19 protein-coding genes are annotated in these 21963 nt (G+C 50.4%); 4 read left to right on the top strand and 15 right to left on the bottom strand.

Features of this window, described 5'->3' with window-relative positions:
- Positions 1 to 60 precede the first annotated feature (60 nt).
- Positions 61 to 1041: a FecR family protein gene (locus tag ABDZ76_RS11260; protein WP_343805460.1), complete on the top strand. Its 981-nt coding sequence runs from the start codon at positions 61 to 63 to the stop codon at positions 1039 to 1041.
- An 85-nt stretch (positions 1042 to 1126) separates the two neighbouring features.
- Positions 1127 to 4033, top strand: coding sequence for a TonB-dependent receptor (locus ABDZ76_RS11255; RefSeq protein ID WP_343805458.1), 2907 nt, complete (start codon positions 1127 to 1129; stop codon positions 4031 to 4033).
- A gap of 106 nt (positions 4034 to 4139) precedes the next feature.
- Here ABDZ76_RS11255 and ABDZ76_RS11250 read toward each other — a convergent pair whose 3' ends face one another.
- The 5 genes from ABDZ76_RS11250 to nagA all read right to left on the bottom strand — a co-directional run bounded on the left by ABDZ76_RS11250 (position 4140) and on the right by nagA (position 9186).
- Positions 4140 to 5180, bottom strand: coding sequence for an ABC transporter substrate-binding protein (locus ABDZ76_RS11250; protein ID WP_343805456.1), 1041 nt, complete (start codon positions 5178 to 5180; stop codon positions 4140 to 4142).
- Positions 5181 to 5204: 24 nt separating this feature from the next.
- Positions 5205 to 5996, bottom strand: coding sequence for an ABC transporter permease (locus ABDZ76_RS11245; RefSeq protein ID WP_343805454.1), 792 nt, complete (start codon positions 5994 to 5996; stop codon positions 5205 to 5207).
- Positions 5993 to 6838, bottom strand: coding sequence for an ABC transporter ATP-binding protein (locus ABDZ76_RS11240; RefSeq protein WP_343805452.1), 846 nt, complete (start codon positions 6836 to 6838; stop codon positions 5993 to 5995). The genes ABDZ76_RS11245 and ABDZ76_RS11240 overlap by 4 nt, the downstream gene beginning before the upstream one ends.
- A gap of 424 nt (positions 6839 to 7262) precedes the next feature.
- Complete coding sequence (locus tag ABDZ76_RS11235; RefSeq protein ID WP_343805450.1) at positions 7263 to 7871, bottom strand: biliverdin-producing heme oxygenase; 609 nt, start codon at positions 7869 to 7871, stop codon at positions 7263 to 7265.
- 157 nt (positions 7872 to 8028) lie between these two features.
- Positions 8029 to 9186, bottom strand: a complete 1158-nt coding sequence (gene nagA, locus ABDZ76_RS11230) for an N-acetylglucosamine-6-phosphate deacetylase (protein ID WP_343805448.1) — start codon at positions 9184 to 9186, stop codon at positions 8029 to 8031.
- 150 nt (positions 9187 to 9336) lie between these two features.
- Between nagA and ABDZ76_RS11225 the strand changes: the two genes are divergently transcribed.
- Positions 9337 to 9768, top strand: a complete 432-nt coding sequence (locus ABDZ76_RS11225; RefSeq protein ID WP_343805446.1) for a GNAT family N-acetyltransferase — start codon at positions 9337 to 9339, stop codon at positions 9766 to 9768.
- An 8-nt stretch (positions 9769 to 9776) separates the two neighbouring features.
- On the opposite strand, the gene ABDZ76_RS11220 is transcribed toward ABDZ76_RS11225, so the two are convergent.
- From ABDZ76_RS11220 to murA, 9 genes are all read right to left on the bottom strand, one after another.
- A complete protein-coding gene (locus tag ABDZ76_RS11220) occupies positions 9777 to 10892 on the bottom strand; it encodes an anhydro-N-acetylmuramic acid kinase (protein WP_343805444.1) in 1116 nt (371 codons plus the stop codon).
- A gap of 11 nt (positions 10893 to 10903) precedes the next feature.
- Positions 10904 to 11899, bottom strand: coding sequence for a serine hydrolase domain-containing protein (locus ABDZ76_RS11215; RefSeq protein ID WP_343805442.1), 996 nt, complete (start codon positions 11897 to 11899; stop codon positions 10904 to 10906).
- A gap of 1 nt (position 11900) precedes the next feature.
- Positions 11901 to 13652 (bottom strand): ABC transporter ATP-binding protein, encoded by a 1752-nt coding sequence (locus ABDZ76_RS11210; protein WP_343805440.1) that lies wholly within the window; start codon positions 13650 to 13652, stop codon positions 11901 to 11903.
- Positions 13649 to 14488 (bottom strand): ABC transporter permease, encoded by an 840-nt coding sequence (locus ABDZ76_RS11205; protein WP_343805438.1) that lies wholly within the window; start codon positions 14486 to 14488, stop codon positions 13649 to 13651. The genes ABDZ76_RS11210 and ABDZ76_RS11205 overlap by 4 nt, the downstream gene beginning before the upstream one ends.
- A complete protein-coding gene (locus tag ABDZ76_RS11200) occupies positions 14488 to 15447 on the bottom strand; it encodes an ABC transporter permease (RefSeq protein WP_343805436.1) in 960 nt (319 codons plus the stop codon). Before ABDZ76_RS11200 ends, ABDZ76_RS11205 begins: the two co-directional genes overlap by 1 nt.
- Before the next feature lie 76 nt (positions 15448 to 15523).
- A complete protein-coding gene (locus ABDZ76_RS11195) occupies positions 15524 to 17026 on the bottom strand; it encodes an ABC transporter substrate-binding protein (RefSeq protein ID WP_374844571.1) in 1503 nt (500 codons plus the stop codon).
- A gap of 68 nt (positions 17027 to 17094) precedes the next feature.
- Positions 17095 to 18018 carry an N-acetylmuramic acid 6-phosphate etherase gene (gene murQ, locus ABDZ76_RS11190; RefSeq protein ID WP_343805432.1) on the bottom strand — a complete coding sequence of 308 codons (924 nt, stop codon included), beginning with the start codon at positions 18016 to 18018 and terminating at the stop codon, positions 17095 to 17097.
- Between the two features lie 179 nt (positions 18019 to 18197).
- Positions 18198 to 19085 (bottom strand): glucosamine kinase nucleotide-binding domain-containing protein, encoded by an 888-nt coding sequence (locus ABDZ76_RS11185; protein WP_343805430.1) that lies wholly within the window; start codon positions 19083 to 19085, stop codon positions 18198 to 18200.
- Positions 19086 to 19093: 8 nt separating this feature from the next.
- Positions 19094 to 20350 carry a UDP-N-acetylglucosamine 1-carboxyvinyltransferase gene (gene murA / locus ABDZ76_RS11180; RefSeq protein ID WP_343805428.1) on the bottom strand — a complete coding sequence of 419 codons (1257 nt, stop codon included), beginning with the start codon at positions 20348 to 20350 and terminating at the stop codon, positions 19094 to 19096.
- Between the two features lie 181 nt (positions 20351 to 20531).
- Between murA and ABDZ76_RS11175 the strand changes: the two genes are divergently transcribed.
- Positions 20532 to 21383 (top strand): MurR/RpiR family transcriptional regulator, encoded by an 852-nt coding sequence (locus ABDZ76_RS11175; RefSeq protein ID WP_343805426.1) that lies wholly within the window; start codon positions 20532 to 20534, stop codon positions 21381 to 21383.
- Here ABDZ76_RS11175 and ABDZ76_RS11170 read toward each other — a convergent pair.
- A complete protein-coding gene (locus ABDZ76_RS11170; RefSeq protein WP_343805424.1) occupies positions 21380 to 21952 on the bottom strand; it encodes a HutD/Ves family protein in 573 nt (190 codons plus the stop codon). The two genes, ABDZ76_RS11175 and ABDZ76_RS11170, sit on opposite strands and share 4 nt — an antisense overlap.
- Positions 21953 to 21963 lie beyond the last annotated feature (11 nt).

Here is a 21963-nt window from a genome sequence, read left to right as displayed (position 1 = left end):
AGTTTCTGTAACTTGCTGCATGAAAAACATCTCGCGTATTTGAGGAAAACGCTCTGTCTTATGCTGAACAATAACAGCTCTGAAAAACGAAACAATGCAGCTATAGAGGAAGCTGCACAGTGGTTTGTGCGGATGAGCAATCAGCCGGCAAGCGTCGTTTTGCAACAATCTTTTCAGCAATGGCTGGATGACTGCCCACTGAATTCTCAAGCCTATCAGCAGACAGAACGCTTGTGGCAAGATCTTCATGCTCCTGCCCGTGAAGCAGCACGCAGTGGTTGGCATCGTCGGAAGAAACAGTCATCCTTTACATTTATGCCTGCATTCAAATGGGCAAGCCTTGCCGCAAGCCTTGTTATGCTCACCACTGCCGGCGCTTTATGGCGTGATGCAGGCCTGCTCCAGCGCGGCTTTGCTGATTATGCTGCGGCACCCGGCAGCCACAGCGAATTTACCCTTAGTGACGGCTCCCGTGTTTATTTGGATGGCGACAGCGCGATCAATGCAAAATTCAACGCTGACGAGCGCAACATAGAATTAATCCGCGGACGTGCATGGTTTGATGTCACCCGCAATGAAAACCGCCCCTTCATGGTCACGGGCGGCAGAGCACAAGTACAGGTCTTAGGCACTGCATTTGCAGTGGAGCTGGAACCGGACGTGACCAAAGTAACCGTTGAGCGCGGACTTGTTGCCGTTCATGCCAGCGACTTTGTTGACAGCATCAATTTGCAGGCTGGCCAAAGCGCGTCCGTTTCACAAAACCAGATTGCATATATTGACGGCAATGACACGGAAATTAGCCTTGCGTGGAAACGCGGCCTCATCATGATGAACCAGACACCGCTGAAAACTGTGCTTGAAGAATTAAGCAAATATTCCAGCGGTCGCATTATTTTGCATGATAAATCATTGGAAAACCTGCCTGTTTCCGGCGTTTTCCAGACTAAAAATCCTGATGCAGTTTTTGATGCTTTACGTTCGACACTCAAACTCACTGTCGTACGCGTGCCGGGTTTAATGACAATTATCTATCGTTAAGATTATTTTTACGGGTTTTCATCGGGCTGATCGTTGTTTGAGTATGGGACCAGACGTCCTTGAATTTGAACAGGAAACGTCAAGAATGAAAACGATCAGAACTGCGTTCACCGCCAGCGGTGTTTCGCTTATTGCGCTTGTCTCAGCGTGCCCCGTGGCAGCACTTGCGCAAGCACCTCAAACGACACAAAATCAGACTAGCTATAATTTCAACATTCCGGCTAAACCATTGCTTACCGCATTGGCTGATTTTACCGCAACAACGGGCATTCAGGTTGTGCGCCAGAACGGGAGCGCAATCTCCGGACAATCCACGCCTGTTATCGGACGTCAATCCCCCGAAGCGGCACTGAAGCGAGTTCTGGGAAAGAGCAATCTTCAATATCGTTTTGTCGATAGCAAAACGATCAGCCTCTATGCAGCAGAAGACGCCAGCAACAATGCAAGCGGCATCAATACGGCTGATGGCTCTGTACTGTTGAACACCATTACGGTCAGCAAGCCTTCCGGCGCCGCAGCCGTTTATACCGCACCACGCTCCACCGTGCATTTATCAGCCGAGCAGATGGAACGCTACGGCAATCTTTCACCATCTGACATGCTGAAAGGTGTGGCAGGTGTGCAGGTAGGCGACAGCCGCAATGGTGGCGGTCTTGACGTTAATATTCGCGGTATTCAGGGCCAAAGCCGTGTGGCTGTGACTGTTGACGGCTCAATGCAATCGCTTAATGTTTATCGTGGCTATGGCGGCACACAGCAGCGCAGTTACATTGACCCTGATCTCATCAGCGATGTCATTATTAATAAAGGCCCTGATTTAACCGCGGCTGGAGCTGGTGCCATTGGTGGCGCGGTCAATATGACCACGATCGGCGTTCAGGATATTCTCAAAGACGGTAAAAATTTCGGTGTCCGTCTTAAAGGCGAAATCTGGGATAATGGCGTCAAACAAGCGCATCGCCCAGATTATATGAATAGCGGCTCTGATCTGGAAGCTAATGTGCGTAATGATCGCCCGAATATCTTTAATTCTGCCGCAAAATCCGGCAGCATTGCCGCAGCCTATAGCAGCGAATATTTTGATGTTGTTGCCGCCTATGCCAAGCGCAAGCAAGGCAATTATTTTGCAGGTAAACATGGCCGCGAGCAATACCGCCAATTTGATAAATATGGCTATGAACAAAACACCGTCGCCAAATCCTACATGGCTGGCGAAGAAGTTTTAAACTCTTCAGCAGAGACAGATTCCGTTCTGTTGAAGGCAACCATTAAACCAACTGACGAACAGGCTTTAGAATTAACCTACCGTTATTATGACGGACGTTTCGGCGAGGTCATGCCTTCGGATATTTATCGTTTTGGCACCGCAGGCCATTATCAATACCCGACCGGCAGTGTTGTGATCAACTCCGGTACTGCGCGCTATCACTATAATCCTAACGATAATGATCTGCTGGATTTCAAAGCTAATTTCTGGGCAACCAATGCCAGAACCGACCAGATCAACGCTACTAATGGGCCAAAATCCCAACAGGTTTATAATAGCCCTGATCGCACATGGGTGCGTATGGATGACGTGCGTGTCGGCGGTGACGTTTCCAACCGATCAGAAGTTAAAACATCTGTTGGCGGCTTTGCTTTCGATTTCGGCGGCTCATTCCAGTATGAAGATATCCGTCCTCAGAAAAATGTCCTGATCACTGAACATGACATCAACATGAACCGTCACTTGCGTGATGGTCGCCGCTCAGAAATCAACCTTACCGGTAAGGTTGAATATGAGCCGCAAGAAAATTTGCAGTTTTGGGCTGGTGGTCGCTATGGCCGTTTCAGCTCCCATGACCGCAATACACCAAGTATTGCAATTCGTGAAAACCTTTATGGAAAGTATATCACACTTTCTCGTGGCCCGGGCACATGGGACAGCATGTTCTGGCGTGCAGACGAAAATGGTCAGTTTACCGATGCTACAGATCCCCGTCTGAACAATGGCATTGCCGCATCAAACACCAATAACCCGTTTGACGGCACCCCATTTGATGAATATGGCACACCCACTTATATGAATGTGGGTTCAGCGGGATACAGTAATGTTGTGACCGGCTTTACACGCGGAGAAAAGCTCTCCGACAAGAGCAGCAGCTTTACACCTGCCTTTGGTTTCAATTATGAAATCATGCCGCAGACACTGGTCTATGCGAGCTATACGCAAGGCTACCGCCTACCGTCCTTGTTTGAAACAACATTGGGCACATTGCAGGTTGATCCAAGCAAGGGCTTGCGTCCTGAGCGTTCCCGCGCCATCGAAATCGGTGCCAGCACCACACAGGATAATCTCTTTATCACTGGTGATACAGCATCGTTTAAACTGGCTTATTTCGACAATAATATCAAAAACTACATTGCACGCTATTATGATCCTGAATCCAATGGCGGCATGACATTCAGCAATGCAGACAGCTATAAGGCCAATGGTCTTGAGTTTCAGTCAAGCTATGATAGCGGCCGGATTTTTGCCGATCTTTCCGCGACCTATTACTTCAAAACTGAAACCTGTGACGCTAATTTTGCTGCCCGTCTGCGTGAAACTGCCGATCAGTATCAGAAAACCGAAAACACACCTGATTGTACACCGGGCAGCTATATGGGTTCATTCACCAACACCCAGAACCCGCCTAAATATTCGGTCAATCTGACACTGGGCAGCCGTTTCTTCGACGAAACTCTGACAGTCGGCGGTCGCATGACCTACACATCAGGACCAGTTGAGAAAATCGACAAGCCTTGGCAGACCGGTGCAACAACACCACAAATTCTTTATAAGCCGGTTACATTGTTTGACGCATTTGTAACTTACAAGCTGCGTGAAGATGCTGTGATCAACGCATCGGTACAAAATATCGCCAACCGCTATTATCTCGATCCGCTGGCACAGAGCTATATGCCAGCACCGGGCCGTACTTTCCGCGCCGGTTTGACGATGAAATTTTAAAAACATCACTGCTCCGGTCAAACTTCAGACCGGAGCAGTGCAGCGATAAAAAAAGCCCGGTTTGCTTACACAAGCCGGGCTTTTTATTTTTTAGTGTTTAACTGAATTAGATATTAGCATATTCAACAAAACGTGGATCAAACGTCTGTGAGAATTTCAGATCACTATCAGCCAGATCAGGATCAAGCTTTTTCAGCATGTCATACATGCTCTTGAAACCATCTTCTGCAATTAAACCTTGTTCAGAATACATGGCACGGGATTTTACAAAGCCTGTCTTGTAAAGTTCGCGGTCACCAAACAAATATTCTTCCGGCACAGCATCCGCCACCTCATCAGGTGTTGCATTGTGAATCCAGTTAAGTGCTTTAACAAAAGCATTGACGACGCGCTGCGTGGTCACCGGATTGGCCGTGATAAAGCTCTGCTGCATATAGACAATAGCTGCCGGATTGGTGCCGTCAAACAAAGCACGGGTGCCTTCTTCTGTACGGGTGTCGAGCAGAATTTTAATGTCGCCGTCAACCTCCAGCTTGGTGATTACCGGATCAAGGTGAACCAATGCTGCAATGTCACCTTTTTTGATCGCGGCAACAGCACTTGCACCACCGCCAACACCAATAATCGAGGCATCATCCGCAGCCAGACCATTTTTGATCATTGCATATTGCAAGAAAAGCGAAGTGGAGGAGCCCGGTGCAGTCACACCAATATTGCGGCCTTTCAGATCAGCAATGGTTTTGATCTCGTCAGCCAGATCACTGCGCACCCCGATGCAAATGCCCGGAAAACGGCCAAGTTCACAAATGGCTTTAATATCCTGACCACGATGCTGCATGCGCAATGTATGCTCATAAGCACCGGTAACCACATCAACCGAACCGCCGATCAACGCCTGCAAGGATTTTGCACCACCACCGAAATCGTTGACTGTGACGTTAAGTTCTTGCTCTTCAAAGAAGCCCAAACGCTCGGCAATCGTCAGCGGCAAATAATAAAACAAAGGCTTACCGCCAACGCCCAGCATCAGATCAGTTTTTTCAGGCTTAGCATCAGGGTCTTGCGCAAAAGCCGGCAACTGAGCAGCGATATTCATCAGCCCAAAAGCGGCTGCACCAAGCATTAAATCGCGACGTGTTATATTCATGATTATATTCCTTGAATTATCGTTTTAAGCGCCGTTTGGTCCGACTGTTTTAGGCCGCCAGATGAGCAAGCGCGTTTCTACAATCGAAACTGCCCAATCGATGAGCAAAACAAAGGCCGTCAGCACAATCATTCCGGCAAAAACACCGGTGACATCAAAGACGCCTTCCGCCTGATGAATGAGATAGCCAAGCCCTGCGGACGAACCCAGATATTCACCCACAACCGCGCCAACAACCGCAAAACCAACCGCCGTGTGAAGGCTTGAGAACATCCATGACAATGCAGATGGCAAATAGACGTTGCGCAACAACTGGCGCTCATTCATGCCAAGCATACGGGCATTGGCCAGAACGGTTTGGTTGACTTCTTTAACGCCCTGATAAACGTTGAAGAACACAATGAAAAAGACCAGCGAAACGCCAAGCGCCACTTTCGACCAAATCCCCAAACCCAGCCAGAGCATGAAAATTGGTGCAAGCACCACACGCGGCAACGAGTTGGCAGCCTTCACATAAGGATCAAAAACAGCTGCCAGCATTGGCTTGCGGGCAAACCAAAAACCGATCATCACGCCGCTGACGGAACCAATGACGAAAGCAAGCATGGCTTCCACCAGTGTAATGCCTAGGTGATACCAAATGCTGCCTTCGGCAAACCATTTATAAATACGCACCGCCACTTGTGTTGGTGTCGCAAAGAAGAACTTGGCATTCGCCGGATTGCCGAACAAATGTGTTTCGGTAAACAAATACCAGACAAGAATAACGAACACAGCCACACTAAGCTGCGCTAAAAATAAGAGAGGCTTGTTCATTTGCGCACTCCGCTTGTCTGCTGATAGCCTTTAAGCACTTCTTCTTTCAGCGCACCCCAGATTTCACGATGAATTTCATGGAACTGGTCATTCAAGCGAATTTCAGAAATCTCACGCGGGCGCTCCAGCGGAATTTGATATTCAGCCAGAATATGGGCACGCGGACCGGCAGACATAATCACAACACGATCAGCCAATGCGATCGCTTCTTCAAGATCATGAGTAACAAACATCACGGCTTTACGATCCTGCGACCAGAGGTCAAGCAGCAGATCACCCATGATCACGCGCGTTTGTGCATCCAAAGGCCCAAAAGGCTCATCCATCAGCAAATATTTAGGATTGCGGATCAGCACCTGCGCCAAGCCGATACGCTTGCGCTGGCCACCCGACAACATATGCGGATAGCGATCACCAAAATTGGCAAGCCCCACACGCGCGAGCCATTCTTGCGCTTGCGCACGGGCTTCTTTTTTAGGTGTACCGGCAATTTCCAGTCCGATAGCAACATTTTCCAGCACGGTTTTCCATGGCATCAGTGCATCCTGCTGGAAAAGATAACCGGCTTGGCGGTTAAGACCGCTTAATTGCTTGCCGCTGATTTCCACGGTGCCGCTTGCCGGCGTCAAAAGACCTGCGACAGCATTCAACAAAGTGGATTTGCCGCAACCTGTCGGTCCAACAATGGCAACAAATTCATTGTCAGCAACTTTAAGATTGCTTTCCGCCACCGCATCATACCGGCCGCCATTGGCCAGATTGAATGAAATCGCAACGTTTTTAAGTTCAATTACTGTTTTTGGGGCATTGTCCGGCTGAACAGCATTGGTCGAGGCATTCATTGTCTTTCCCCTTTACAGTAAAGACAAAGCGCCATGCGAGAATGGTTCATAAATTTCAGTCCTCCGGAGAGATGCTCGGACGGCAGAGCCATACAATAAAAACCGTCCTATTTTTTTGATAAATTAGGCTATCCTTATAATGCTCAAATATGAATACGCAATCAAAAAGCGCCCTAAAACGCAAGATTTATCCACAAAAAGACAGCAGACGTAATATTATTGCGCGGAATATTTCTTAAGACTCTGCAGCCTCTGCTAATGAATAGTTATAAACCAGCCGACATGATCGCAGAACGCCAATTACTCAACCATATCTCTGTATTGGTTTATCGCATCAGCACCCACATCAAAATTACATAAAAAAAGCTGAGGCAGAGAGATTAAACACTCGGCCCCAGCCCGTCATTCAACAAAACCTATAAGATCAGCCAAACATCTGTTTAACCAGTGCATGCACGCGCTTGAAAGCGGCTTCCGCACCGGCAACAACCTTGCCTTCTTCATCTTCGCTCAGGTCGATATCATCCAGTGCCTGAGTAAAAGTGCGCCAATGAAGACCGCGGCCTTCAGGTGCACCGGCCAGATGACGAGCGCCAAACTCTTCCGACAAACCAATCTTTTGAGCTGCCTTCAACAAGAAAGCCGCACCCATATTGGAGCCTTCAGCAACATAGAGCCAGCCCAATGCTGTTGGTAAATCAACAGCTTCGCTATTAGCAAAAGCTGGTAGATCAACAGCTTCAGGTGCTGTCACTTCCAAGTCCGACAAGTCATCACCAATCAGGCTAAAACGGCGACGTCCTTTCAGATCCGGCAACAGTGCATCCAACTGCGCATTGTCATAAAGTGAATTGATATCGCGATGAAACAGATGCTGTACTTTCAGAAAAAGTGAATATCTTTCACGATCCTTGAAAGGTTCGCCAGCCATAATAGATTTATCAAGCGTATCATGCGTTCCGGTTGTTACAGCCTTCAAACGCTTGGAGCGCGGCAAATCAGTAGCGATTTCAAGAGCAATGGCTTCACTCATAACAAGGCTTTCTCAATGTAAGAATCAACGTTAATTAAGAGTTGATACTACCCCACCGCCATAAAAACTAGAGATTTTTTGTCACCATTAAACCAGACATGTGTTTCAGGCTCTGACAACATTCATAATTTGCGGTTATTTGCCGTCGTTTAAGATACTAAACACCGGAAATCCATGTACGGCGTACATGACACTGATCATCAAGATGAACCAAATCCGCACGCAATCCTGCGCGGATAAAACCACGATCTGTCAAACGCAAGAAACGCGCCGGATAAGATGTCGCCATCGCAAGTGCAGTGGCAACGCTCAAATCAAGCATTTCGATACCAAAACGAACCGCTGCGGCCATATCGAGATCAGAACCGGCAATTGTGCCATCATCAAGAGTAAGCTTCGGCAAACCATCGCCTATACTCCGGCTGACCGTGCGGCCATGCAAATCAAAGCTATTTTTGTCAGAGCCAACCAGGCTCATCGCATCGGTGACAAAAAACAGTTTTCCCTCGCCCATATTGGCGTGCTTGGCACGGATCGCCACGCGCAGGCTCATCGGATCAATATGATGCCCGTCTGCAATAATACCGCCCCAAACCGCCGGATGATCCAAGGCCGCGCCAACCACACCCGGTGTGCGGCTGCCAAGCTGGCTCATCGCATTGAACAAATGGGTGACACCATGAGCACCCGCTTCAAACAGCTTTGTTGCAGCTTCTGCCGTTGCATCCGTATGGCCAAGACAAACAATAACACCGTTAGCCGATAATTTCTCGACCTGCGCAGCGCTCACCTGCTCTGCTGCCATGGTAACCAGTAAAGCATCGATGTGCTTTGCAGCTTCAACCATCGCAGCCACATCATCATCGCTGACAGGGCGCATAAATTTCGGCAAATGTACGCCCTTACGAGCCGGTGCAATATGCGGGCCTTCCAAATGCAAACCGACAACACCTGCATTTTCATCCATCACGGCAATGGCTGCTGCAATGGCTTGCTCAGATTTTTCCTGCACATCGGTGATCAGTGTCGGCAACATGCTTGTGGTGCCAAACGGGCGGTGAGCCGCAGCCATAATACGCATATTTTCAGCAGTTGGCGCGTCATTGAGCATGATACCGCCACCGCCATTAACCTGCGCATCAATAAAGCCCGGCGCTAAAATACCACCATCCAGATTGATCTGCGGCAGGTTTGTGTCGATGTCATTTTCAGCAACAATCGCTTCAATACGCCCATCACGAACAATCACAGCCTTATGATTAGTCAAGCGTTCGCCGTCAAAAACCCGTGCGCCTTTTAAACTATAAGCATTCATCAGACTGTCTCCGTCAGTGTATTATGTCATAAGTATTTTAATGGCGGCAACGCCTTAAATACGAATTGACAGAAGGCGATAAAAACCGCCTATGCTTTCACATAAATTATCGAGCATAGCGCTCAGTTTCATTCTCATCGGACAACCGAAATGACCACAGAATTTGAAATTACCGCCACACCTTCCGCCGATGACCTCGCTTTTGTCGGTCAACAATTATCAGCTTTTAACGATGCTGATGTTGGTGCTTCCGAACGCTCATCACTGGCTGTTTTCGTACGTGATGAAAATGGCAAAATACTGGCTGGTATTTCAGGATATACGGCTTGGGGGTGGCTCTATATTCAGTGGCTTTGGGTCGATAGTTCCTTACGCGGCCAACGCGTGGCCGGAAAAATGTTGCAAGCCGCAGAAGATGAAGCGCTGGCACGCGGATGCCATAGTGCGCTGATCGATACTTTTAGCCCTGTCGCTAAAATTGCTTATGAACGTCAGGGCTATGAAGTTTTTGGTGAGCTGCCCGATTTTCCTATCGGGCGCACCCGCAGCTTTCTTAAAAAACGCCTGAAAAGCGATAGCTAATCAGCGCATTAACCGGCCAACCGGCCACCTGTCATTGGTGCCGGCACGCCGGTTGTACCCGGATAACTGATCGGCAGGCCACGCAATGCACGCACAGCCAAAAACGCGAAGCATTCTGCTTCAACCGCATCACCGCGCCAGCCAAATGTTTCAGCCTGTACAGCTTCAACGTCTGCGCGCTCGCCCAGCATTTTCATCATTGCCGGATTATGACGGCCACCGCCACTCACAGCCAGACGTTTTGGGCGGTGCGGCAACAGATCCAACGCTTTACCCACTGCACTTGCCGTGAAAGCGGTCAATGTAGCAGCACCGTTTTCAAGCTCCAGCCCGTCAGCCATGCTGGCGCCAAAGTCGAAACGATCCAGTGATTTTGGATAGGGAGCGGTCAGATATTTATGCTCCAGCAATTTGGCTAGACGTGCCTCATCCACTTGGCCTGCAAGCCCCAGAGCACCATCGCGATCCATTTCAGCGCCGGTATGCGCTTTGATAAAATCATTCAATGGCGCGTTGGCAGGGCCTGTATCAAAGGCCACAACGGCATCTGCACCATCCCACCATGTCACATTGGCAACGCCGCCCAAATTAAGCACAGCTGTTTCACCGCTGGCATCAGCACCTTTCAGCAATGCCGCATGATAAACGGCTGAAAGCGGTGCGCCCTGACCACCGGCACGCATATCAGCGGTGCGGAAATCATAGACAACTTTAGTGCCCAGCAATTCGCTCATCAAAGCGCCGTCGCCAAGCTGACGGGTGTCGCCCAAACGCTCTTTGGTTGGAGCGCGATGCAGCACTGTCTGGCCATGAAAACCAACAACGCCGATATCAGCCATGGTCAGGCCGCTCTCAGTCACCAACTCACGGACAGCCGTAGATTGCGCTCTGGTCAACGCTTCCTCAGCCGTTTTGAAAATTTCCGGTTCCGGCCCGTCAAAACCCCATTTCAGCGCTTGCGCCAAGGTTTCTTCCAACAGATCGCGGATTTCCTGCGGATAGGGTTTAAGCGCATAGGCACCAAACTCAGTGACGGTTTCGCCATCGGTTTTTAAAAGCGCCACATCCACATTGCCATCAAGAACAGTTCCGGTCATCAGACCAACAGCCCATACAGGTTTCATGTCTTAAACTCCTAGCCTTGAGAGATATGATCGCCAACAGCTATGCGCAGCGACACGATTTGACTGTCAAAATGACGGGTAGGATGAATGCGATTGGTGAGCAATGTCCATGCCCGCCCTTTCTCAAAATCAACCCATAAACCAGTTCCGGTAAAACCGGTATGGCCGATTGTTTCCGCTGAACAGACAGAACCGCCCGCCCAGCCTTGGTGTGCGCGTTCAAAACCATGCGTGCGGCTGGATGATAAAGGCGTGCGCATCCAGTCAATCACCTGTTTACTGGCGCCACTGCCATTTAACAGGCCCTCACCGAAATTAAGAACCGATGCGGCTGTGCCAAACAGACCCGCATGGCCTGCCCCTTGTAAGGCGCTACAATTATCATCATGCACTTCGCCGCAAAGGACACGGTGGCGCCAAGTGCAATCTTCGGTAGCAGCCGTTTGATCGGCAGCCGCACCCCAATCAAAACCCACTCCCGCATCCATTTCACGGATGGTTTTGCGCGAGAGACGCTCCAGCACAAAGCCCAGCAAAATGAAATTGATATCGGAATAAACCGGCGCACCGGCTTTCCATTCGCGCTGCATAATGAATGTGCGCAATAAATCCGCATCGCGGCCATACGTGTAGATTGGTTCTACCGCCGGAAACGGTGTCTGATGCCCCAAACACTGGCGGAATGTTACCTTCCGCTCCCATGCATTGGCATTATATTGGCGCAAATCCGGCAGATGACTTATTAAAGGCGCATCAAGATCAATCACGCCCTGTTCGGCCAGTTCCAGAATGCGCGGCGTGGTGAAAAGCACTTTGGTCAAAGATGCCAGATCAAACCATGTGTCTTCACGCATTTCCCGTTCAGACGGCACAATTTGTGCGCGCCCGATTGCCTTGATTTTGCGTGTTCCGTCGGCCTCAACCAGACCTAAAACAGCGCCCGGTATGCGACCGGCTTTGACCGCCTCTTCAACAATGCCAAAAGCTTGGGTGAAACCTTCGCTCATTTTATGCCTCTGCCCGTGCCATATGATCGGCACCATAATGCAGCCAATCGGCAGCCGGTGGTTCATAGCCTAACGGACGCACCAATGACGGCACCTGACGAGAATCCAGTGTGAAATGCTCATTCCGCTTAGAAACACTCGGCACAGCTGAAATCAAACGTTTGGTATAAGAATGTTGCGGCTTGGAAAGCACCGAAGCTGCATCGCCGATTTCCACAATCTGCCCCGCATAAACAACCGCCACACGGTGGGCAATACGCTCAACCACCGCCATATCATGCGAGACAAAAAGATAAGCAAGGCCATATTCTTTTTGCAAATCGACAAGAAGTTCCAGCACTTTTGCCTGCACCGAGACGTCCAGCGCCGAAACCGCCTCATCAAGCACCAACACGGACGGATTGAGCATCAGCGCACGCGCAATGCATAAACGCTGGCGCTGACCACCTGAAAACTGATGCGGATAACGCAGCAAACTATCTTCAGGCAAACCAACGCGCTTCAACAGCGCAATCATTTTGGCCTTCACTTCAGCCGTGCGGCTTCCGCCTGCAGCAATGACCGGCTCAGCAAGAATTTCATCAACACGCAAACGCGGGTTAAGCGACGCATACGGGTTCTGGAACACCATCTGCACCGGTGCATCCGCATTGCCATGCGCTGATTTCACCACATTGGTTTCAAATGCGCCTCGTGTTGCTTTCACAAGCCCCAAAATGGCACGGGCTGTGGTGGATTTACCGGAACCACTTTCACCGACAATGGCCAGTGTTTCACCCGGCATTAGATCAAAATCAACACCATCCACCGCATGAACATTACCGGTTGTGCGGGCAAAAAGACCGGATTTGACCGAGAAGCGAACCGTCAGATCTTCCACTTTAAGGGCTGGCTTTTCACCATCTTCTGCTGGCGGGCGCTGATAGTCATGGCGCACCGCTGCACCATTTTCAAAATGCGGCACAGCCTGCAAAAGATGCTGCGTATAAGCATGTTGCGGGCGATCCAGCACATCGGAAATCGTGCCCTGTTCGACCACTTGGCCGGACTGCATCACCATCACCTTGTCGGCAATACCAGCCACAAGACCAATATCATGGGTGATGAAAATCATCCCCATATTGGTTTCGCGCTTTAGTTCGGCCAAAAGCGCCATAATCTGCGCCTGCACGGTCACATCAAGTGCCGTTGTCGGTTCATCCGCAATCAGCAAACGTGGGTTGCAAGCCAGCGCAATGGCAATCATCACGCGCTGCAACATACCGCCGGAAAACTGGTTGGGACTATATTTCAAACGACGCGCGGCATCCGGAATACGCACGCGATCCAGCGCATCCTTTGCCGCCGCATGCGCTTGGCTGCCTGTCAGCCCGCGATGCAGACGGAAAGATTCCTCAATCTGCGTTCCGATGCTCAAAACAGGGTTAAGCGAGGTCATCGGTTCCTGAAAAATCATGCCGATTTCCGCACCGCGAATTGTCGTCAGTTCTTTTTCCTGTGCCGTTGCCAGATCAATGACCGAGCCATCAGCACGCTGGAACAACATTGAACCGCCAATGATACTGCCACCGCCGAAATCAACCAGACGATTAACTGAAAGCGAAGTGACGGATTTACCTGAGCCACTTTCGCCGACAATCGCCATTGTCTCACCGGCGTTCAGATCGAAACTAACACCGCGAACGATCTCATTAGCCTTTGGATCACGGCCAAAACCGACGCGCAGGTCTTTAACTGAAAGAAGAGCGGTCACGATGCGGTCCTCCGCGTCTTAGGATCGAGAATATCGCGAAGCGCATCACCGAGCAGATTGAAACCAAGAATACCGATCATAATAGCCAGCGCCGGGAAAACCAGCAGCCATGGAGCGCTTTCCATCAGGTTGCGCGCATCAGCCAGCATCAGGCCAAGCGATGAGGCAGGCGGCTGCGTCCCAAGGCCTAAGAAGCTCAAACCTGCTTCGGTCAGCAATGACCAGGCAAGCGCCAGCGTAATCTGCACGGTCAAAGGTGCAACCAGATTAAGCAGCAAATGACGTGTTAAGATGTAAAAACGGCTGCTGCCGAAAGTGCGCGCCGCATCTACAAAATCGCGCGAACGCAAGGACAATGCAGGCCCGCGCACAACACGGGTGAAAATCGGCGTATAAACAATCGCAATCGCAGCAATACTGGTGCCAACACCCGGCCCCACCACAGTGATGATGAGAAGTGCAAGCAAAATTGCCGGAAATGCCAGCAGCACATCCATTACGCGCATAACCGCGCCATCCCACCAACGGCCAAACCATGCAGCAGTCAGTCCCAGAACTGTGCCGGCAAGCGTTGCAATAGCAACAGCGGCAAAGCCCACCATAAAGGATTGCGTGATACCCGTCATCAAACGGCTCATCACATCACGACCGAAAAGATCAGTGCCCATCCAATACGTGCTGTTTGGTGCCTGCAAACGGTCGATACGATATTGCATCAGCGGATCATGCGGGGTCAGCCCCACATAGCCCATAACGGCCACGATCAGATAAACAACAATGATAACACCACCGATGCGACCGCTCGGATGGGAGAAAATCGAACGAAGAAGTTGCATCAGCGTTCCTCCATCCGGATACGCGGATCGAGCGCCACATAGGCAAGATCAACAAGCAAATTAACAATCATGAAATTGAAAGCGATAAACAAAACTGCACCTTGCACCATCGCATAATCGCGCTGCAAAATAGCTTCAAGAACCATACGGCCAAGACCCGGAAGCGCATAAATCTGCTCAACCAAAACCGCGCCGCCCAACAAATAGCCAAATTCCACACCGCACAATGTCACCACCGGTATCAGTGCATTTGGCAGCGCATGACGCCAAATAACCTTGCGTGCCGGCACACCTTTACTGCGCGCTGTGCGCACATAATCATCGCCCAGCACATCAAGCATTGCCGAGCGGGAAATACGGGTAACGGAAGCTGCAAAAGCAAAGCCGAGCGTCAGCGACGGGAAAATCAACTGACCAAGATTAGCCAGCGGATCAACCCAGATCGGTACATATTCGCCCATGGTGGGCAAAATGCCAAAACCAGCCGAAAGGACATAAATAATCAATAGACCAAGTACAAAACTTGGTGTCGACTGACCGATCATCGCAAAAATACGCACGATCAGATCAGATGGACGCTCATTGCGGGTTGCCGCATAAACACCCGCAGGCAAGCCCACAGCCAGCGCCACCACCATCGACATCAGAGCCAGTTGCAGTGTCAGCGGGAAGCGCTCAAGAATAACATCAAGAACCGGCTTACCATAAGTAACCGACAAGCCCATATCGCCTTGCAACATACCGGTCAGCCAGTGCCAATATTGTGCCAGCCAACTGCGATCAAGGCCAAAATATTCTGCCAGCGCCTGACGTTGCTGTGGTGTCAGAAGTCCTGCTTCTGTCCCAAGCATAGCCGTAATGGAATCCCCCGGCACCAAACGGATGGAGACGAAAACAAAAATCGATACTCCGACCATGACCAATGGAAATGTCACTAGCCGCCGTGTCAGGTAACTCATTGTGGCAGACCTTATCAGTGGATAAATCAACCCGTCCGCCAGCGTTTGAACGCGTGCGGACGGGCTTTTAAAGGGTTTAGTTAGCCAGCTTGATCTTGGTCACACCAAAAATGGAGTTGGTGCGGCGTGGTTCAAAACCGGTTACATTCTTCTGGAATGCAGCATAGTTGTATGACGTATAGAGCCAGACCCATGGGGACATTTCAGCAATATGCTTCTCGAATTCCGAGAAAATTGCCTTACGCTTTTCATGGTCAGGTTCAGCACGGCCTTCCTGCAACAGGCTGTCCAGCTTATCATCCGAGAACTGTGCAACTTTTTGTAGGTTGCCGTTCTTGGTCCAATAGCGGTTATACATGGTGTAAGGATCAGCGCTACCGGCATTCAGTGCAACAGCCATGTCAAAATCACCCTTCAGCCAGGTGTCAACATAGACGTTGAGTTCCATCATGCGGATGTCGAGCTTGATGCCGATTTCAGCAAGCTGAGACTGGATAACCTGTGCTTCTGATGCAGCGGTCGGCGGCTCACCGGTTGCAGCAATCACAGTTGCCGAAAAGCCATCTTTAAAGCCTGCATCAGCCATCAGTTGCTTGGCTTTATCCAGATCTTTTTCATAGCAGAACAAGGTTGACGGATCATTCGCAAAAGCTGGCGAGGTCAACGGGCCGGTTACAGCACCTTCACCAAGAGATGCGGTTTCCAGCACATCTTTACGGTCAATCGCGCAAGAAATTGCCTGACGTACGGCCAGTTCTTTCATCGCAGAACGCGACGGGTTCATCTGCAAAACATGGTAAGCAAGACCAGGTGTGCGGTCGAGTGTTACATTCTGCTCGCGTGCAACCATGGTTGCAACCATCGGGTCATTGAGCACAGCAAAGTCAATTTGCTTGGCGCGCAATGCCGCCAGAATTGCTGTTTCATCCGGCAGAACACTGATGTCGATGCCGTCGATTTCAACTTTACCGCCTGCCCAGTCAGGATTGGTTTTCAAAACTTCCTTGGAATTCGGGTTCCAGCTTTCAAGAATGAAAGGGCCCGAGCCAAGTGCCTTGGTGCCAACATTGCCCGCAGCAATTTCACTGGCAGGAACAACAGCAGCATTCACCGAAGCCATTGCGGTGAGCAATGGTGTGTCAGCTTGCTTCAGCTTGAAAATAACAGTTGCATCATCCGGTGTTTCGATTGCTTCAATCGACTGGAAGTTTGCACGTGCAACAGCACCGGTTGCTTCATCCAAAATGCGCTCGAAAGAAGCCTTAACGTCAGCCGCAGTCACAGGAGCACCATTCTGGAACTTGGAAGCTTTATTCAGCTTGAAAGTCAGAACCTTGCCTTCATCTGAGAATTCCCAGCTTTCAGCAATAGCAGGCGCGATCACCAGATCGGCATCAACACGAACCAGTGGCTCATAAACCAGCTCAAGCAAACGCTGCGATGAGAAAGCCGGCTGCTTATGCGGATCAAGGCCGGTTGCATCCTGCGACCAAGCCATGCGCAATGTCTGCGCCATTGCATCACCGGCCATTACCGGCGAATACATTGCCAAAGCTGCAACGCAGCCCAGCAGTTTCATTTTAAATGATGTTTTCATTCGTGCTCCCCTTAGCGATCCCTATATCCATCGCGGAACTATGCCTGATCTCAAACTGATTTTACATGTATTGCCGGTCTTAAAAAGCCGTTCGCTTCATGCAGTGCGCGGCGAGCTTCTTCAACCCCTGTTTCATTCATTACAACAAGAATCGCAAGCTTGACATCATTGTTTGTCAGACGAAGCGCTTCCTCGGCTGTGCGCTCGTCACATTCGCTTGCCTGCATCACAATACGAACCGCGCGGGCAACCAGTTTTTCATTGGTCGCAGACACATCAACCATCAGATTTTGATAGCTTTTTCCGATACGGATCATGCTTGCGGTTGTCAGCATGTTAAGCACCAGCTTCTGCGCAGTACCGGATTTCAAACGCGTTGAACCGGTTAAAACTTCCGGCCCCACAACCGGAGAGATCGCAATGTCAGCAAGCGCTGCAATTGTGGATTGCGGATTGCACGAAAGAGCAACCGTCACCGCACCCAATGATTTGGCATAATTTAACGCACCAATCACATAAGGCGTGCGACCACTCACCGCGATGCCGACAACCACGTCATCAGCGCTCAATTGAATATTGCGCAAATCCGCTTCACCTTGCGAAGCATCATCTTCCGCACCTTCAATCGCGCGCAACAGCGCCTCATCTCCACCGGCAATCAGGCCAACAACCATAGTTTCCGGCACCCCGAATGTGGGAGGACATTCGGAGGCATCCAAAACACCTAAACGGCCGCTCGTACCGGCACCAATGTAAATGAGACGGGCATTTTTATGAAAAGCAGCAACGATGGCATCAACAGCCCGAGCTACTTCCGGCAGCACTTTTTCAACTGCCAGCGGCACAATCTTGTCATCATCGTTGATTTTACGAACAACAGCGAGACTGTCGAGCAGATCAATATCCATTGTCCGCGGGTTACGTCCCTCGGATACCAATCCGTCCAGCTCTGACAATAATTCTCGCTTCAACATGCGGATCGCCTTAAAAATCGCATCTGGAATTCATTCGTCCGGCAGAGCTTTGAAAGGAGAGCGCAAATGCAACACAGCCCTCTTCCAATGCCTGCCTTACAGACAAAATCTAAGTTTAAATATTCCAGATGTCAATAAATTATTGGAATTTATTATTCCAATTCACAGCATGTCAGGAATTACTGATTTTTAGTCTCACTTCCGCGTCTGGCCAAAATAATTGCACCCGACACCGCATCACCATCCGCAGGCTTCAAACGACGGCGCACATCAGGCGCAAGCCATGCCAAAAGCGGCGTCGCCAGCCCGCCAAGCAACGAGACACGCGGCGCACCACGCTCAAACAAAGCGCGCACCAGTGTATCCACATGTCCGGCAGCCCCTTGCACGATACGGCGTGCCGCCCCGTCACCCTGATCAGCATGGCGCATAACCATCGGCGCAAGGGTCGCATATTCGGTGGCCGCAGCCTGATCCATCCACGCGACCACTTCCATCGGATCATTGCCAAAGCGCTGCATTACTTCAGATAAAAGAGCCGTTTTTTCCAAGCGGCCATCATGCGCCCGCAGTGCATGTTGAATGGCCTTCAGCCCCAGATAAGCGCCACTCCCCTCATCTGAAACAGGAAAACCATAGCCGCCAACACGCAAATCTTCACCATCAGCAAAGCCAAGCCCAACCGAGCCTGTACCGGCAATCACAATTGCACCGTCACGGCCGGAATGCGCACCAAGACAAGCCCCCTTGCCATCATTGACAAAAGCAATTGATGCAAACTGATGCGGAATGGCCTGCAAGGCTTGCAATGCGCCCTTGCGACCAAGACCGGCAAGCGCAATACCGACATTGACCTGACCATATTGAGTGTCACGCAAACCGGCTTCCTCAATCGCTGCCTCACTGGCGCGCATCACCGAGTTCCACGCCGCTTCAATACCAAGGCGTGTTGTCGCCGGCCCCGAAACACCTTGCCCTAAAACATGACCTTCCGCGTCTTCAATACGCGCGCGGCAACCGGTTCCACCACCATCAACACCAAGAAAATAGGCTGAAATTTGTGACATGATGGCACTTACCCTTTCAGCCGTTCAATATCGGCGCCGCATTGGCGAAGCTTGCGGTCAAGCTGCTCATAGCCTCGATCAAGATGATAAACGCGATTAACAATCGTTTCGCCCTCAGCCACCAGAGCCGCCAAAATCAACGAAACAGATGCGCGCAAATCGGTTGCCATCACCTCTGTGCCATATAGTTTTCCACCACCGCGCACCAAGGCCGAGGTGCCTTTCAGCGTAATATCCGCACCCAATCGGCAAAGTTCCGGCACATGCATGAAGCGACTTTCAAACACCGCCTCACGTATAAGCGAGGCTCCATTAGCACAAGTTGCCAGCGCCATAATCTGCGCCTGCAAATCGGTTGGAAAGCCCGGATAAGGCTCTGTTGTCAGATCAACCGGCCGTAATGCACCATCGCGTGAGATGACAATGCCCCGATCACTTGGCCAGACATTCACGCCCATCATTTCTAAAATTTGCACCGCAGATGCCAGATGCTCAAGCCGGGCATTGGTCAATTCCAGCTGCCCGCCGGTAATCGCGGCAGCCACCGCATAAGTCCCCGCTTCAATGCGATCAGGAATACTGTGATGGCTGGCTGCACGCCATGATGTTTCGCCATTAATCAAAATGCGATGTGTGCCGGCCCCTTCAATTTCGGCGCCCATTGCCGTCAAACATGCTGCAAGATCAGCCAGCTCCGGCTCACGCGCTGCATTGAGAATTTCCGTTTCGCCCTTGGCATATGTGGCAGCCATCAGCGCCGTAGCGGTTGCTCCCACAGATGGCGCACCTAAAACAATGCGGGCACCACGAAGGCCGCTCTTCAACGATGCCGCAATAACACCACGGTCAATTTCCACATGCGCACCCAATGCCTGCAACGCTTTGACATGCAAGTCCACCGGTCTGGCGCCAATAGCACAGCCACCTGGCATCGAAACCCGCGCCTGTCCGTTTCGCGCCAAAAGAGGCGCTAATACAAGCACGGTCGCACGCATCTTGCGCACGGTTTCATATGTTGTATCAACGGTAAGCAGCGCACGCGCTTCAATGGTCGTGCCTTGCGCCGAGCGGCTCACCACCGCACCTTGCGCTCCTACTACATTCAACATGGCTTGCACGTCAGTCACAACCGGCAGATTGGTCAGCTCCAGCGGAAACGGGCTCAGCAACGAGGCAGCAATTTGCGGCAGCGCCGAGTTTTTCGCACCGGCAATACTAACCGCACCCTGAAGGCGCTTTCCGCCAACTATTCGTAATTTATCCATGGAACAAACTGCCTTGTTACTATAATGGGCTGCTATGATGGACTTGCATCGGATATTAATTCAGCAGTACCATGTGTCAATTGATTTGGAATAATATATTCCTCATCTCATCCTATTGTGAACACGAATTAAAAAAACATAGGATAGTGAAAATATCTGCTTTATGCTTGGGAGGTCACCAGTGTCGGTATTACAGATGATCAGTGTCAGGTTAACAGACATGGCGCCTGCCGACCAGCAGATCGGTGAGTTTATTCTGGAACGCCCCGAGCAAGTCGCCAAACTTTCATCAGCGGCACTGGCGCAGGAAACCGGACGCAGCCAGTCCAGCGTTGTAAAATTCAGCCAGAAGCTCGGCTTTGCCGGATATCAAGAGTTAAAACGGGCGGTTATTGAGGCAAAAGCGCAAGAATGGCGCGTGCCTGCCGGTGTTATTCACGGTTCCATTGAAAAAGATGATGGCTATCTGACCATTTTGCAAAAACTGATTGGCAGTAAGCTGCAATCCATGCAGCAGACGGTCGCGGTCAATAATGAAGACGATATCGGCAAAGCATTATCTGCCCTTGATGCAGCGCGGCGCATTCATCTGGCAGGTGTCGGTGCATCATCGCTTGTCGCGCGTGATTTTTCTTACAAGATGATGAAGCTCGGCCGCAATGTACTGCATAATGACGACAGCCATATTCAGATGGCCAATGCTTCAACATTGAGCAGCGAGGATGTGCTTGTCGCTTTTTCACAGTCTGGCGCCAGTATTGAAACTTTGCGGATTGCAGAGGCTGCAAAAGAGCGCGGCGCACTGGTTATTTCGGTCACCGGTTTGAAAGAAAACAAACTGGCATCCAATGCCGATATTAATCTTTATACGGTCGCGGATGAAGAAAAAGTACGTTCATCGTCGATCACATCGCGCGATGCGCAGCTTATTTTGACCGATCTGCTTTTCATCCTGCTGATCCAAAAGCAGAGTGACGCTTATGACTATATCCGCAACAGTGAACATGCCGTCACGACACTTAAAAACGGTTAATTACGTTTGAGCGTGATCAGATAAGCGACCGCCTCACCTGAAATTGCAACACTGCCTTTTTGCGCAGCGCTAAAACTCGCGCAATCTTTTGCCAACAAGATCTCTTCACCTTCAAGGTGTTGAATTTTTATAGTGCCACTCACAACAAACAAAAAGCTTTGCTCTTCAAAATTTAAATGCGCTGTTTGATTATCCAGCACAATCCGCTTGACTTCATGCGTATAGGCACCACGCCGCGTCATAATATTAAGGTCAGTGATTGTACCGTCAATCAGGTGTGCACTTGTTTGTGCGTCAGCGGCAAAACTATATGGCTCGCTCACTTGCGTGAGTGTCGTCTCAACACCATCAACCGATAAAATAATACCGTTTCCCTCTAGTACAGCCAGTGTGCGTTCGATGTCAGGAAAAACCGAGAAAGCACCATCTTGCGCGACTGTTGCGGTGGAAATGCGCCAGTCAAAATTATCAACTGTTGCATCCGCCGGATGAATGGCGATTTCAATTGTCACACCACCACCGTTTTTCCACGGCATTTGCTTTTGGCCACTGGCACGCAAAATTTTCATCGGTTTTATCT

The organism is Paenochrobactrum glaciei, from assembly GCF_039522165.1.
Lineage (GTDB): Bacteria > Pseudomonadota > Alphaproteobacteria > Rhizobiales > Rhizobiaceae > Paenochrobactrum > Paenochrobactrum glaciei.
Note: the sequence above shows the minus strand (reverse complement) of the source record. Positions and strands in the feature narration are given on the sequence as shown.